The following is a 13,614-nucleotide window of genomic DNA, read 5'->3' as shown; positions in this document are numbered from 1 at the left end:
TTTTTCATTTCCGGGAAGCTATTACTCGGCAAGACGCCAGGTAGTGCCGCCCTTGCCATCTTCCAGCACCACGCCCAGAGCGGTGAGCTCGTCGCGGATGCGGTCGGATTCGGCCCAGTTCTTCGCCGCACGGGCATCCAGGCGAGCCTGGATCAGCGCCTCGACCTGCGCCGCGTCGACCTTTCCGGCAGCACCTGCCTGGAGGAACTCGTCGGCATCCAACTGCAGAACACCCAGCAGAGCCCCCAGCTCACGCACGCGCGCCGCCAGTGCAGCCGCTGCGGCAGGATCGCTCTCGCGCAGGCGATTGACCTCGCGGACCATTTCGAACAGCACGGCAACCGCTTCCGGCGTACCGAAGTCGTCGTCCATCGCGGCGCCGAAGCGCTCGACGAACTCCTCGCCACCCTCGGCGGCCACCTGCGGCAAGCCGCGCAACGCGGTGTAGAACCGCTCCAGCGCGCCCTTGGCTTCCTTCAGGTTGTCTTCGGAGTAGTTGATCGGGCTGCGGTAGTGGCTGGAGACCAGCAGGAAGCGCACGACTTCCGGGTGATATTTCTCCAGCACCTCGCGAATGGTGAAGAAGTTGCCCAGGGACTTGGACATCTTCTCGCCGTCCACGCGCACCGCGCCTGCGTGCATCCAGCTGGCCGCGTAGAGCTTGCCGGTGGCTGCCTCGCTCTGGGCGATCTCGTTCTCGTGGTGCGGGAACACCAGGTCGGGGCCGCCGCCATGGATGTCGAAGGTCTCGCCCAGACAGCAGGTGGACATCACCGAGCACTCGATGTGCCAGCCCGGACGCCCGGCGCCCCAGGGCGACTCCCAGCTCGGCTCGCCCGGCTTGGCGCCCTTCCAGAGCACGAAGTCCAGCGGGTCTTCCTTGGATTCGTCGACCTCGATCCGCGCACCGATGCGCAGGTCCTCGATCTTCTTGCGCGACAGCTTGCCGTAGCCGGCGAACTTGCCGACCCGGTAATAGACGTCACCATTGCCCGGCGCGTAGGCGTAGCCCTTGTCGATCAGGGTCTGGATCATCTCGTGCATGCCGACGATGTGGCCAGTGGCGCGCGGTTCGATGTCCGGACGCAGGACCGACAGGCGCGCCTCGTCTTCATGCATCGCGGCGATCATGCGCGCGGTCAGGTCTTCGAACGACTCGCCGTTCTCCTGGGCGCGACGGATGATCTTGTCGTCGATGTCGGTGATGTTGCGCACGTAGGTCAGGTCATAGCCGCGATGGCGCAGCCAGCGGGCGATGACGTCGAACGCCACCATCACGCGGGCGTGGCCGATGTGGCAGAAGTCGTAGACGGTCATGCCGCACACGTACATGCGCACCTGGTTGCCCACCAGCGGCTTGAAGCTGTCCTTGGCCTTGGACAGCGTGCTGTAGATCTGCAAGTCAGCCATCCGTTACTGCCCCCAGGAATCGCGCAGGGTCACGGTACGGTTGAATACCAGCGCATCGGCGGTGGAATCCTTGGCATCCGCGCAGAAATAGCCCTCGCGCTCGAACTGGAAGCGATCCTCGGCCGTGGCGCTGGCCAGCGACGGTTCGGCGCGGCAACCCTTGAGCACCACCAGGGAGTCCGGGTTGATGTTGTCGAGGAAGCTGCCGCCCTCCTCCGATTTCTCCGGGTTGGCGGAGCGGAACAGGCGGTCATACAGGCGCACTTCGCACTCGACGCTCTCGGCAGCCGGCACCCAGTGGATCACGCCCTTGACCTTGCGGCCCTCGGGATTCTTGCCCAGGGTGTTCTCGTCGTAGCTGCAGCGCAGTTCGACGATGTTGCCGGCAGCATCCTTGATCGCCTCATCGGCACGGATCACGTAGCTGCCGCGCAGGCGCACTTCGCCGCCCGGCACCAGGCGCTTGTAGCCGGCCGGCGGGACTTCCTCGAAGTCGCTGGCGTCGATGTAGATCTCGCGGCTGAACGGCAGCACGCGCACGCCCATGTCCTGCTTCGGATGGCGCGGCAGCTCGAGGTTCTCGACCTGGCCTTCGGGGTAGTTGGTGATGACCACTTTCAGCGGCTTGAGCACGCACATGGCGCGGCCGGCATTGGCGTCGAGGTCGTCACGGATGGCGAATTCCAGCATGCCGATATCGACCACGCCGCCGGCGCGGTTCACGCCGATCATGTCGCAGAAGGCACGGATCGACGCCGGGGTGTAGCCGCGGCGGCGATAACCGGACAGGGTCGACATGCGCGGGTCGTCCCAGCCGTTCACGTGGTTTTCATCCACCAGCTGCTTGAGCTTGCGCTTGCTGGTGATGGTGTAGTTGAGGTTCAGGCGTGCGAATTCGTACTGGCGCGGCTGAGCCGGGACCGGCAGGTTGGCCAGGAACCACTCGTACAGCGGGCGGTGATCCTCGAACTCCAGGGTGCAGATGGAGTGGGTGATGCCCTCGATGGCGTCCGACTGGCCGTGGGTGAAGTCGTAGCTGGGGTAGATGCACCACTTGTCGCCGGTCTGGTGGTGATGGGCGTGGCGGATACGGTAGAGGATCGGGTCGCGCAGGTTGATGTTCGGCGAGGCCATGTCGATCTTCGCGCGCAGCGAGCGGGCGCCGTCCGGGAACTCGCCGGCCTTCATGCGGGCGAACAGGTCCAGGTTCTCTTCCACCGAACGCTCGCGGAACGGGCTGTTCCTGCCCGGCTCGGTCAGCGAACCACGGTAGGCGCGCATTTCCTCGGCGTTGAGGTCGCAGACGAAGGCCTTGCCGGCCTTGATCAGCTCCACCGCCCAGTCATGCAGCTGGTCGAAGTAGTTGGAGGCATAGCGCACCTGGCCGGCCCACTCGAAGCCCAGCCACTTCACATCGGCCTCGATGGCGTCGATGTATTCCTGGTCTTCCTTCGCCGGGTTGGTGTCGTCGAAGCGCAGGTGGCAGTCACCGCCGAACTCCTTGGCCAGGCCGAAGTTCAGACAGATGGACTTGGCGTGACCGATATGCAGGTAGCCGTTGGGCTCCGGCGGGAAGCGGGTGACGATTTTCTGGTGCTTGCCACTTTCCAGGTCGGCCGCAACGATCGGGCGCAGGAAGTTGGCGGCAACAGTGGCTTCTTTCGTATCGGCGGTAGGCTTGCTCATGGTGTCCTTGATCATGCTGGTGTTCGGCCAGGGTAGGCCAGCCAAACCAAAGCGCTTATCATAGCCGAAGCTGTCAACCCCCTGACAGGCCTTCGAATTTTCCAAAGAGCGGAATTCCCTGATGACTACCACCGTCAAACTGCAGACCAACTTCGGCGATATCACCCTTGAACTGTTCGACGACAAGGCGCCGGAAACCGTGGCCAATTTCAAGGAGTACGTGAAGGCCGGCCATTACGACAACACCGTGTTCCACCGCGTGATCAACAACTTCATGATCCAGGGCGGCGGTTTCGAGCCGGGCATGAAGCAGAAGACCACCCGCAAGTCGATCAAGAACGAAGCCAACAACGGCGTCGGCAACAAGATCGGCACCGTCGCCATGGCCCGTACCATGGAGCCGCACTCGGCCAGCGCGCAGTTCTTCATCAACGTCGCCGACAACGATTTCCTCAACCACAGCGCGCCGACCGTGCAGGGCTGGGGCTACTGCGTGTTCGGTGAAGTGAAGGACGGCATGGACGTGGTCAACAAGATCAAGACCGTCGCCACCACCATGCGCTCTGGCCACCAGGACGTACCGGCGGACGACGTGATCATCGAGAAAGCAGAAGTCATCGGCGAGTGAGTCGATGAGCGTCCTGTTCATCTCGGACCTGCATCTCGAAGCGGAACGCCCGGACATCACCCGGGCGTTCTTGCATTTCCTCTCCACCCGCGCCCGCACGGCCGAGGCGCTGTACATCCTCGGCGACTTCTTCGAAGCCTGGATCGGCGACGACGGCATGGACGAGTTCCAGCACGCCATCGCCCGCGCCCTGCGTGAAGTGTCCGATAGCGGCACGCGCATCTACCTCATGCACGGCAACCGCGACTTCCTCATCGGCCAGGCGTTCTGCCGCGAAGCCGGTTGCACCCTGCTGCGCGACCCGAGCCTGATCGACCTCGGCGGCGAAAAGATCCTGCTGATGCATGGCGACAGCCTGTGCACCCTCGACGCGGCCTATATGAAGCTGCGCCGCTGGCTGCGCAACCCGCTGAGCCTGTTCATCCTGCGCCATCTGCCGCTGTCGACTCGCCACAAGCTGGCGCGCAAGCTGCGCAAGGAAAGCCGCGCGCAGACGCGCATGAAGGCCAGCGAGATCGTCGACGTCACCCCGACCGAAGTGGAGAAGGTCATGCGCGACAAGGGCGTGCGCATCCTGATCCACGGCCACACCCACCGCCCGGCCGTTCACGAACTGGTAATCGACGGTCGCCCCGCGCGGCGCATCGTGCTCGGCGACTGGGACACCCAGGGCTGGGCTCTCGAGGCCGACGATCAGGGCCTGCAGCAGGCGCCCTTCTCTCTGTGACGCTCCGGGCCACCGCAATGGTGGCCATGGGCGTTAACCCTCCCGCACTGTCAGACATTTCCCCTTGACCACTACCAGCCGCCTTTAGCAGCATTCGCGGTTTGCTCAATCAAGGAAGAAACATGTTCAGCAAGGGAAACCTCATCAAGTTCGGCGCCCTGCCCCTGGCGCTGGTCGCCGCCGCGTTCATCCTGTTCAACGGCGTCTTCTTCTATAACGAAGCCGGCTTCATGACCCACGTGCGGACCATCTTCGGCGACGAGAAGATCGTCGACGATGTGGGCTACGCCACCAAGTGGTTCGGCCGCGCCACCACCTGGAAGAAAGCCATCAGCGTGCAGTCCGTGCTGCTGATGGACGAGAACGACAACAACCCGGACAACGACGGACTGGGCGCCACCATCGAAGCCTTCCCCATCGTCTTCCTCGGCAACGTCGACGCCAAGGTCGAGTCTTCCGCGCGCTTCCGCCTGCCCGGCGGCGACCAGTTCCTGAAGATGGCCCAGGAATACCGCAACCCGGACAACTTCATTCGCACCGCACTGATCCCGGCGATCAAGGAAACCCTGCAGGCCACCGCCTCGCTGATGACTGCCGACGACTACTACGCCGGCGCCCGCAGCGAATTCGCCGCGGAGTTCGAGAACCAGCTCAACGACGGCCTGTACCTGATCAAGCGCAAGGAAGTCCGCGGCCCGCGCGGCGCCGTGCCGCACCAGACCGCGATCCTGCAGGCCGGCACCGAACAGGGCAGCTTCGGCGACAACAACGCCAGCCAGTTCGTCACCGAAAAGGTCACCGACGCCAAGGGCATCCCGGTGCGCAAGCAGCAGCAGTTCCGCAAGTTCGGCGTGGAAGTGGTGGAGGCGCGCATCACCAACGTCGACCCGAACCCGCAGTACAAGCAGCGCATGGTCAAGGTGCAACAGGCCCTGGCCGAACTGGCGGTGGCTCGCCAGAACCGCCTGAAGGAAGAGGAAGAGAAGCTGCTGGTCACCGCCCGTGGCGAGAAGGAAGTGGAAGCCAAGCGCCAGGAAACCCTGCGCGACCAGATCGAGCGCACCACCCAGGCGGAAACCGAGAAGCAACTGGCGGTAATCAACGCCGAGCGCGAGAAGCAGCGCGCCGAGATCGAGAAGCAGACCGCCGAACTGCTGCGCGACAAGGCCACCGTCACGGCACAGGCCACCAAGATCACCGCCGACGCCGAAGCCTATGCCCGTGAAGCGGTGATCAAGGCGGACGGCGCATTGCAGCCCAAGCTGGATGCTCTGATCGCCATCAACAAGGTCTGGGCCGAAGCCGCCGCCCAGGCGCCGGTGCCCAGCGTGATGATGGCCGGCGGGCAGAACAGCGCCAGCAGCCGCCAGGACGAGATCGGCCAGCTGATGGGCGTGCTGGCGACCAAGGCCGCGCGCGACCTGGCGCTGGACCTGAAGGTGAAGGACTGAGTTTGGCTCTTCTGTAGGAGCGGGCATTGTGGCGGACAACCCAGCGCCCGGTATTGAGGAAAAATCGTTAGCGCGGAAACAAGCGCCAACAAAGAGCAAAGAAAAAGCGCCCGATTGGGCGCTTTTTTCATTTCGGCGGGCAGATCAGGCCGCCTGCTCCACCGGCACACCGCTATGGAAGCGGAATTCGCTGTCCGGCGACTGGATCAGACCCGCCTCCACTTCGCGAATCTCCGCCACGCGGCGGTCGATGTCGGCGTCATCGCCATAACGGCGCGCCAGGCTCAGGTAGCCCTGGAAGTGCCGCGCCTCGGATTTCAGCAGCGAGCCGTAGAACTTGGCCAGATCGGCGTCCAGGTGATCCACCAGCGCGGCGAAACGCTCGCAGCTGCGGCACTCGATGAAGGCACCGACGATCAGGGTATCCACCAGCTTCTGCGGCTCGTGGTTGCGCACCACGGCGCGCAGGCCCGAGGCGTAGCGACCGGCGGAGATCGGCCGCAGGGGTATGCCGCGCTTCTTCAGGATCGCCAGCACCTGTTCGTGATGGCGCAGCTCCTCGCGCGCCAGGCGCGACATGAAGTTCACCAGCTCCTCGTGGGCGCTGTACTTGGCGATCAGGGCCAGGGCCGTGCTGGCGGCCTTGAACTCGTTGTTCTTGTGGTCGATCAGCATCACCGCCTGATCCCGCAGCGCGGCTTCCACCCACGCATCCGGCGTGGCACAACCGAGGAATTCCCTGATTTCAGACAACATGTTGTTTCTCCAACCGCGGCCGCCATGCAGCCGCGCAAACGCTTGGCGCACCCACCCTTGTCTGGCCGGTGCAATAAAGGCGGAGCATTATACGAATGCCGCCGCGCGGGACCAGCTTCCGGCGTTGATATGCCTCAACGTCATGAATGAGATATCGCGACTACAGTTGTTCCACATAAACAACGCGCACGAAGGGAGACGATCATGCAAGCCATCCGTAGCATCCTCGTAGTCGTGGACCCGGACCAGCCGGAAGGTCTCGCGCTGAAACGGGCCCGCCTGATCGCCAGCGTGACCCAGTCGCACCTGCACCTGCTGGCTTGCGAGCGGCGCGCCGACTACAGCGCCAGGCTCGCGGAAGTCGCCGAGGTATTGCGCCAGGAAGGCTTCAGCGCATCCAGCCGCCAGGCCTGGAAGGACAACCTGCACCAGACCATCATCGCCGAGCAGCAGGCCGAAGGCTGCGGCCTGGTGATCAAGCAGCACAGCCCGGACAACCCGCTGAAGAAGGCCCTGCTCACCCCGGACGACTGGAAGCTGCTGCGCTTCTGCCCTTCCCCGGTGCTGCTGGTGAAGACCAGCCTGCCCTGGGCCGGGCGCAACATCCTCGCCGCGGTGGATGTGGGCAACAACGACATCGAGCACCGCACCCTGCATGCCGGGATCGTCAGCCATGCCTACGATATCGCCGGCCTCGCCCACGGCCGGCTGCACGTCATCAGCGCGCATCCCTCGCCCATGCTCTCCGCCGCCGACCCGACCTTCCAGCTCAGCGAAACCATCGAGGCCAAGTACCGCGAGGCGTGCAAGGCGTTCCAGGCCGAGTACGGCGTGGACGACCAGCACCTGCACATCGAGGAAGGCCCGGCGGACGTGCTGATCCCGCGTGCGGCGCACAACCTCGACGCAGCGGTGACGGTCATCGGCAGTGTGGCGCGCACCGGCTTCGCCGGCGCGCTGATCGGCAATACCGCGGAAGTGGTGCTGGATACGCTGGAGAGCGACGTACTGGTGCTCAAGCCGGACGACATCATCGCTCACCTGGAAGAAATCGCCGCCAAGCCCTGACCTGTAGGAGCGAGGGGGACGCCTGGTTCTTGCTCGCGAACCATTTTCCGCCAGCTGCGATGCTGGGGGTTCGCGAGCAAGCTCGCTCCTACATAAAGCAGAAAGCCGCCCATCGGGCGGCTTTTTTATGGTGCCGGGAGCATCAGAGTCGTGACTCCAGCCCATCGGCCAGGAAGCTTGGCGCGATATAGCGCTCGTAATGCGCCTCCGACAGGATGAAGAACTCCTTGTCGATGGCATCGCGCAGGTCCGGCAGCGGCCAGCCGCGGAATTCCGGCAGCAGCGCCAGCCCATAGGCTTCGATCTGGTTGATCATCCTCGAGCCACGGGCGATCAGCTGGTAAGCCCAGCAATAGGGCGACTGCTCGGGCACGAAGCGAATCTGCCGCTGCTCCAGCTGGCTGCGCAGCAAGGAAGCATCGAACACCTCCAGCTTGGCCATCATCACCTGCGCCAGCAGGACTTCCAGACGGCTCAGGACCGCCCGTTTCTCCTCGTCGCCGTAGCGGTTCCAGTTCACCACTTCGTGGTGGAAACGCTTGCAGCCACGGCAGACCAGGTCGCCATAGACCGTCGAGCAGAGCCCGACACAGGGGGTTTTGATGCGCTGGGAAGACATGGGCAACGGGCAGGGGAAAAACCTGCATCTTAGCCCTTTGTCTAGGCAAGATCACCCCTCGGAGCGCCGCAAATCGGCTTACCAACCTGGTCTTTTTCCATTAGAATTGCTCCGCCTTTTTGGCGTCATTGTCCGAAAGAAGCTGTTTTCAAAGCGTCACGAAGCACAGATTCCGGCAGCCGAGCGGTCTGGGCGCTCCCCTCAAGCGTCCAGCCCCATCAGTCCCAGGCCTCCCCGGCGTAAAACTTTGAAAACAGCTTCTGCCCGGAGATCGCCGGTGCCGTCGTAGGTCAGTGGATTACCGTCCACCATGCCTGACGAATGGATCGGAAGGGTCTCCTGGATACGCGTCCTCCGGGACCACTGATGAGGGAAATACTGTGCTTGAAGCCTATCGCAAACACGTAGAAGAGCGTGCCGCCCAGGGCGTCGTGCCCCAGCCGCTGAACGCCGAACAGACCGCTGGTCTGGTCGAACTCCTGAAGAACCCGCCGGCCGGCGAAGAAGAATTTCTCCTCGACCTGATCACCAACCGCGTACCGCCGGGCGTGGACGAAGCTGCCTACGTCAAGGCCGGTTTCCTGTCCGCCGTTGCCAAGGGTGAAGCCACTTCCCCGCTGCTCTCCAAGACCCGCGCCCTCGAGCTGCTGGGTACCATGCAGGGCGGCTACAACATCGCCACCATGGTCGAGCTGCTGGACAACGCCGAGCTGGCCGAAGTCGCCGCCGAGCAACTCAAGCACACCCTGCTGATGTTCGACGCCTTCCACGACGTCGCCGAACGCGCCAAGAAAGGCAACGCCGCTGCCAAGGCCGTGCTGCAATCCTGGGCCGAAGGCGAGTGGTTCAAGGCCCGTCCGGCCGTCGCCGAGAAGCTGACCCTGACCGTGTTCAAGGTCCCCGGCGAAACCAACACCGACGACCTGTCCCCTGCTCCGGACGCCTGGTCGCGCCCCGACATCCCGCTGCACGCCCTGGCCATGCTGAAGATGGCCCGCGACGGCATCGAGCCGGTCCAGCCGGGCGCGGTCGGTCCGCTGAAGCAGATCGAAGCCGTCAAGGCCAAGGGCTTCCCGGTTGCCTACGTCGGCGACGTGGTCGGCACCGGCTCGTCCCGCAAGTCCGCCACCAACTCGGTGCTGTGGTTCTTCGGCGACGACATCCCCTACGTTCCGAACAAGCGCGCTGGCGGCTTCTGCTTCGGCACCAAGATCGCCCCGATCTTCTACAACACCATGGAAGACGCCGGCGCCCTGCCGATCGAGTTCGACTGCACCAACCTGGCCATGGGCGACGTCATCGACGTGTACCCGTACGAAGGCAAGGTCGTGCGTCATGACAGCGGCGAACTGGTCACCACCTTCGAGCTGAAGACCCCGGTCCTGCTGGACGAAGTCCGCGCCGGCGGCCGTATCCCGCTGATCGTGGGCCGTGGCCTGACCGAGAAGGCCCGCGCCGAGCTGGGCCTGGCCCCGTCCGACCTGTTCAAGAAGCCGGAAGCGCCGGCCGACAGCGGCAAGGGCTTCACCCTCGCGCAGAAGATGGTGGGCCGCGCCTGCGGTCTGGCCGAAGGCCAGGGCGTACGTCCGGGCACCTACTGCGAACCGAAGATGACCACCGTCGGTTCCCAGGACACCACCGGCCCGATGACCCGCGACGAGCTGAAAGACCTGGCTTGCCTGGGCTTCTCCGCCGACCTGGTGATGCAGTCCTTCTGCCACACCGCTGCTTATCCGAAGCCGATCGACGTCAAGACCCACCACACCCTGCCGGACTTCATCATGACCCGCGGCGGTGTCTCCCTGCGTCCGGGCGACGGCATCATCCACAGCTGGCTGAACCGCATGCTGCTGCCTGACACCGTCGGCACCGGCGGCGACTCGCACACCCGCTTCCCGATCGGCATCAGCTTCCCGGCCGGTTCCGGCCTGGTCGCCTTCGCCGCTGCCACCGGCGTCATGCCGCTGGACATGCCGGAATCGGTTCTGGTGCGCTTCAAGGGCAAGCTGCAACCGGGCATCACCCTGCGTGACCTGGTCCATGCGATCCCCTACTACGCGATCCAGGCTGGCCTGCTGACCGTCGAGAAGAAGGGCAAGAAGAACATCTTCTCCGGCCGCATCCTCGAGATCGAAGGTCTGAACGACCTGACCGTCGAACAAGCCTTCGAGCTGTCCGACGCCTCCGCCGAGCGTTCGGCTGCCGGTTGCACCATCAAGCTGCCGGAAGAGGCCATCGCCGAGTACCTGAAGTCCAACATCACCCTGCTGCGCTGGATGATCGGCGAAGGCTACGGCGACGCCCGCACCCTGGAGCGCCGCGCGCAAGCGATGGAAGCCTGGCTGGCCAACCCGCAACTGCTGGAAGCCGACAAGGACGCCGAGTACGCCGCGGTCATCGAGATCGACCTGGCCGACGTCAAGGAGCCGGTACTCTGCGCTCCGAACGACCCGGACGACGCTCGCCTGCTGTCCAGCGTCGAAGGCCGCAAGATCGATGAAGTCTTCATCGGTTCCTGCATGACCAACATCGGTCACTTCCGCGCTGCCGGCAAACTGCTGGACAAGGTCAAGGGCGGCATTCCGACCCGTCTGTGGCTGGCTCCGCCGACCAAGATGGACGCCCACCAGCTGACCGAGGAAGGCTACTACGGCATCTACGGCAAGGCTGGCGCGCGCATGGAAATGCCGGGCTGCTCGCTGTGCATGGGTAACCAGGCTCGCGTACAGACCGGTTCGACCGTCGTCTCCACCTCGACCCGTAACTTCCCGAACCGTCTGGGCGATGCCACTGACGTGTTCCTGGCATCCGCCGAGCTGGCCGCTGTCGCTTCGATCATCGGCAAGCTGCCGACCGTCGAGGAGTACATGGCCTACGCGAAGGACATCGACAGCATGTCTGCCGATATCTACCGCTACCTGAGCTTCGACCAGATCGCCGAGTTCCGCGAAGCTGCCGCCAACGCGAAGATCCCGGCCGTCCAGGTCTGAGACTCCTAGCGTGATGAAAAGCCCCGCCTTGTGCGGGGCTTTTTCTTTCCAGGGCCCGGAACAGAGCGCTCGCGCCCTCCCCTCACGATGGGGCTAATACTTATTGACCGGTTGCGCCGCAGGCCCTGCGGACTAAGGTGGATAACAGGCTCCTGCCGATATCCGTGCTCAGGTGCCCTTGTGGAACCCTCCAGAGGTGCGCTCCCTTCCTCTGCGCCCCGCCCTAGTGGCGGGGCTTCTTTTTTCCCCCTGGCACAGCCCTTGCTCCACTCCTGCTACTTGGGATCCAACGGCGGATCGCCCGGACAACCAACAACCGACAATGGCGTCGCGGCTACCTCCCTTTGGCGGCAGGTGGTGCGGCGCTTTTTTGTGTTGCAGAGGTGGAGATGATCAACAGCACCAGCCCATTGCCCGACAGCCTGGCCTGGGTGGCCGGCTCCGACTCCCCGGAAAAGACCGCGCTCAACCTGGGCTTCATGGCCCTCACCGACTCCGCCTCGCTGGTGGTGGCCGCGACCCAGGGCTTCGGCCAGCCGTACGGGCTGACGCTCAACCTGCAGCGGCAGAACTCCTGGGCCAGACTGCGCGACCGACTGCTCAGCGGCGAACTGGACGCGGCGCAATGCCTCTACGGACTGATCTACGACCTGCAACTGGGCCTGGGCGGCGCACCGGCCACGGACATGGCAGTGCTCATGGGGCTGTGCCAGAACGGTCAGTCGATCAACCTCTCCGCCCCCTTGATGCGCGACGGCGTGACCTCCGCTGAAGCACTGCAACGCCACGTGCGCCAGAACGGTGCGCAACTCACCCTGGCGCACACCTTCCCCACCGGCACCCATGCGATGTGGCTCTACTACTGGCTGGCCGCCCACGGCATTCATCCCCTGCAGGACGTACGCAGCCTGGTAGTGCCACCGGCGCAGATGGTCGCCCACCTGAAGGCGGGGCGTATCGACGGCTTCTGCGCCGGCGGCCCCTGGGGCGCCCTGGCGGTGGACGAAGGCATGGGCTTCACCCTCGCCACCAGCCAGCAGATCTGGCCGGACCACCCGGAGAAGGTATTGGGCACTACCCGCGCTTTCGTCGAGCAGTATCCCAACACCGCCCGCGCGCTGGTCATGACCCTGCTCGACGCCAGCCGCTTCATCGAGGCCAGCGAAGACAACCTGCACAGCGCCGCCCAACTGATCAGCAGCGAGGATTACGTCGACGCCCCGCTCGCCAGCATCGAGCCGCGCCTGCTCGGCCGCTACCAGGACGGCCTCGGTCACGCCTGGCAGGACGCGCACCCGCTGCGCTTCTTCAATGGCGGCCAGGCTACCTATCCCTGGCTCTCCGACGGGCTGTGGTTCATGACCCAATTCCGCCGCTGGGGCCTGCTGCGCGAGGACATCGATTACCTCGGCATCGCCCGCCAGGTGCAGCAGCTCGACCTCTACCGCGAAGCCGCCAAGACCATAGGCGTCAGCGTGCCGGACGCCGAGATGCGCAGCTCGACCCTGATCGACGGGCGCCACTGGGACGGCAGCGATCCGGCCGGCTATGCCCGCGGCTTCGCCATCGATGCCCTGGCGGAGCGAGGTTGAGCATGCTGCGCGTCCTGCTGATCAACGACACCGCGAAAAAAGTCGGGCGCCTCAAGGCCGCCCTGGTGGAATGCGGCTTCGAGGTGATCGACGAGTCCGGCCTCACGGTCGACCTGGCGCAACGGGTCGAGGCCCTGCACCCCGACGTGATCCTCATCGACACCGAGTCTCCCGGTCGCGACGTGATGGAACAGGTGGTGCTGGTCAGTCGCGACCAGCCGCGCCCCATCGTCATGTTCACCGACGAACACGACCCGCAGGTGATGCGCCAGGCCATCCGCTCCGGGGTCAGCGCCTACATAGTCGAGGGCATCCAGGCTGAGCGCCTGCAGCCGATCCTCGACGTCGCCATGGCTCGCTTCGAGAGCGACCAGGCCTTGCGCGCGCAACTGCAGGCCCGCGAGCAGCAACTGGCCGAGCGCAAGCGCATCGAGTTGGCCAAGGGGCTGCTGATGAAGATGAAAGGCTGCGCCGAGGAAGAGGCCTACACCCTGATGCGCCGCCAGGCCATGGGCCGCCAGCAGAAGCTGGCGCAGGTGGCGGAACAGATCATCGCGATGCACGAGATGCTCGGCCCCTGAGGCTGCCAGCGGGGTCCGGCGATCTGCCAGCGGCGGCACGGCGCGATCATTTCGCCAGCCACGCAGCTGGCCCCCGCTTCGTCGGCGACGCCCTATGCTGCGGCCG

General features: G+C 64.7%; 11 protein-coding genes. 7 read left to right on the top strand and 4 right to left on the bottom strand.

Going from position 1 to position 13,614, the window contains the following annotated elements; translation table 11 throughout:
- Window positions 1-21 precede the first annotated feature (21 nt).
- Window positions 22-1,410: a cysteine--tRNA ligase gene (gene cysS / locus ACCC94_RS04400; protein ID WP_413348192.1), complete on the bottom strand. Its 1,389-nt coding sequence runs from the start codon at window positions 1,408-1,410 to the stop codon at window positions 22-24.
- Between the two features lie 3 nt (window positions 1,411-1,413).
- Window positions 1,414-3,096: a glutamine--tRNA ligase/YqeY domain fusion protein gene (locus ACCC94_RS04395; protein WP_413348220.1), complete on the bottom strand. Its 1,683-nt coding sequence runs from the start codon at window positions 3,094-3,096 to the stop codon at window positions 1,414-1,416.
- A gap of 121 nt (window positions 3,097-3,217) precedes the next feature.
- Here ACCC94_RS04395 and ACCC94_RS04390 point away from each other — a divergent pair, with 121 nt between their 5' ends.
- The 3 genes from ACCC94_RS04390 (at window position 3,218) to ACCC94_RS04380 (ending at window position 5,902) form a co-directional block, all read left to right on the top strand.
- A complete protein-coding gene (locus tag ACCC94_RS04390; RefSeq protein ID WP_017519610.1) occupies window positions 3,218-3,724 on the top strand; it encodes a peptidylprolyl isomerase in 507 nt (168 codons plus the stop codon).
- Window positions 3,725-3,728: 4 nt separating this feature from the next.
- Window positions 3,729-4,451: a UDP-2,3-diacylglucosamine diphosphatase gene (gene lpxH / locus ACCC94_RS04385; RefSeq protein ID WP_413348191.1), complete on the top strand. Its 723-nt coding sequence runs from the start codon at window positions 3,729-3,731 to the stop codon at window positions 4,449-4,451.
- Between the two features lie 122 nt (window positions 4,452-4,573).
- The gene (locus ACCC94_RS04380) at window positions 4,574-5,902 is read left to right on the top strand and encodes an SPFH domain-containing protein (protein ID WP_413348190.1); all 1,329 of its coding nucleotides are present in this window, start codon (window positions 4,574-4,576) and stop codon (window positions 5,900-5,902) included.
- Between the two features lie 144 nt (window positions 5,903-6,046).
- On the opposite strand, the gene ACCC94_RS04375 is transcribed toward ACCC94_RS04380, so the two are convergent.
- Entirely contained in the window at window positions 6,047-6,658 is a 612-nt protein-coding gene (locus tag ACCC94_RS04375; RefSeq protein WP_413348189.1) for a tRNA-(ms[2]io[6]A)-hydroxylase, read from the bottom strand.
- A gap of 204 nt (window positions 6,659-6,862) precedes the next feature.
- On the opposite strand from ACCC94_RS04375, the gene ACCC94_RS04370 reads away from it, so the two are divergent.
- Entirely contained in the window at window positions 6,863-7,726 is an 864-nt protein-coding gene (locus tag ACCC94_RS04370; protein ID WP_413348188.1) for a universal stress protein, read from the top strand.
- A 142-nt stretch (window positions 7,727-7,868) separates the two neighbouring features.
- Here ACCC94_RS04370 and ACCC94_RS04365 read toward each other — a convergent pair whose 3' ends face one another.
- Window positions 7,869-8,345, bottom strand: a complete 477-nt coding sequence (locus ACCC94_RS04365) for a DUF1289 domain-containing protein (RefSeq protein ID WP_413348187.1) — start codon at window positions 8,343-8,345, stop codon at window positions 7,869-7,871.
- A gap of 380 nt (window positions 8,346-8,725) precedes the next feature.
- Between ACCC94_RS04365 and acnB the strand changes: the two genes are divergently transcribed.
- The 3 genes from acnB (at window position 8,726) to ACCC94_RS04350 (ending at window position 13,508) form a co-directional block, all read left to right on the top strand.
- Window positions 8,726-11,335 (top strand): bifunctional aconitate hydratase 2/2-methylisocitrate dehydratase, encoded by a 2,610-nt coding sequence (acnB, locus tag ACCC94_RS04360; RefSeq protein WP_413348186.1) that lies wholly within the window; start codon window positions 8,726-8,728, stop codon window positions 11,333-11,335.
- Window positions 11,336-11,724: 389 nt separating this feature from the next.
- Window positions 11,725-12,927 (top strand): CmpA/NrtA family ABC transporter substrate-binding protein, encoded by a 1,203-nt coding sequence (locus ACCC94_RS04355; RefSeq protein ID WP_413348185.1) that lies wholly within the window; start codon window positions 11,725-11,727, stop codon window positions 12,925-12,927.
- Between the two features lie 2 nt (window positions 12,928-12,929).
- Entirely contained in the window at window positions 12,930-13,508 is a 579-nt protein-coding gene (locus tag ACCC94_RS04350; RefSeq protein ID WP_413348184.1) for an ANTAR domain-containing response regulator, read from the top strand.
- Window positions 13,509-13,614 lie beyond the last annotated feature (106 nt).

This window comes from Pseudomonas sp. Pseusp97, assembly GCF_047304025.1.
In the GTDB taxonomy this organism is placed as follows: Bacteria; Pseudomonadota; Gammaproteobacteria; order Pseudomonadales; family Pseudomonadaceae; genus Pseudomonas.
Note: the sequence above shows the minus strand (reverse complement) of the source record. Positions and strands in the feature narration are given on the sequence as shown.

Coding starts and splice junctions, on each gene's coding strand:
- lpxH (WP_413348191.1), top strand. CDS start 3,729: ATGAGCGTCCTGTTCATCTCGGACCTGCATCTCGAAGCGGAACGCCCG.
- ACCC94_RS04380 (WP_413348190.1), top strand. CDS start 4,574: ATGTTCAGCAAGGGAAACCTCATCAAGTTCGGCGCCCTGCCCCTGGCG.
- ACCC94_RS04370 (WP_413348188.1), top strand. CDS start 6,863: ATGCAAGCCATCCGTAGCATCCTCGTAGTCGTGGACCCGGACCAGCCG.
- ACCC94_RS04395 (WP_413348220.1), bottom strand. CDS start 3,096: ATGAGCAAGCCTACCGCCGATACGAAAGAAGCCACTGTTGCCGCCAAC.
- ACCC94_RS04375 (WP_413348189.1), bottom strand. CDS start 6,658: ATGTTGTCTGAAATCAGGGAATTCCTCGGTTGTGCCACGCCGGATGCG.
- ACCC94_RS04365 (WP_413348187.1), bottom strand. CDS start 8,345: ATGTCTTCCCAGCGCATCAAAACCCCCTGTGTCGGGCTCTGCTCGACG.
- ACCC94_RS04355 (WP_413348185.1), top strand. CDS start 11,725: ATGATCAACAGCACCAGCCCATTGCCCGACAGCCTGGCCTGGGTGGCC.
- ACCC94_RS04390 (WP_017519610.1), top strand. CDS start 3,218: ATGACTACCACCGTCAAACTGCAGACCAACTTCGGCGATATCACCCTT.
- ACCC94_RS04350 (WP_413348184.1), top strand. CDS start 12,930: ATGCTGCGCGTCCTGCTGATCAACGACACCGCGAAAAAAGTCGGGCGC.
- cysS (WP_413348192.1), bottom strand. CDS start 1,410: ATGGCTGACTTGCAGATCTACAGCACGCTGTCCAAGGCCAAGGACAGC.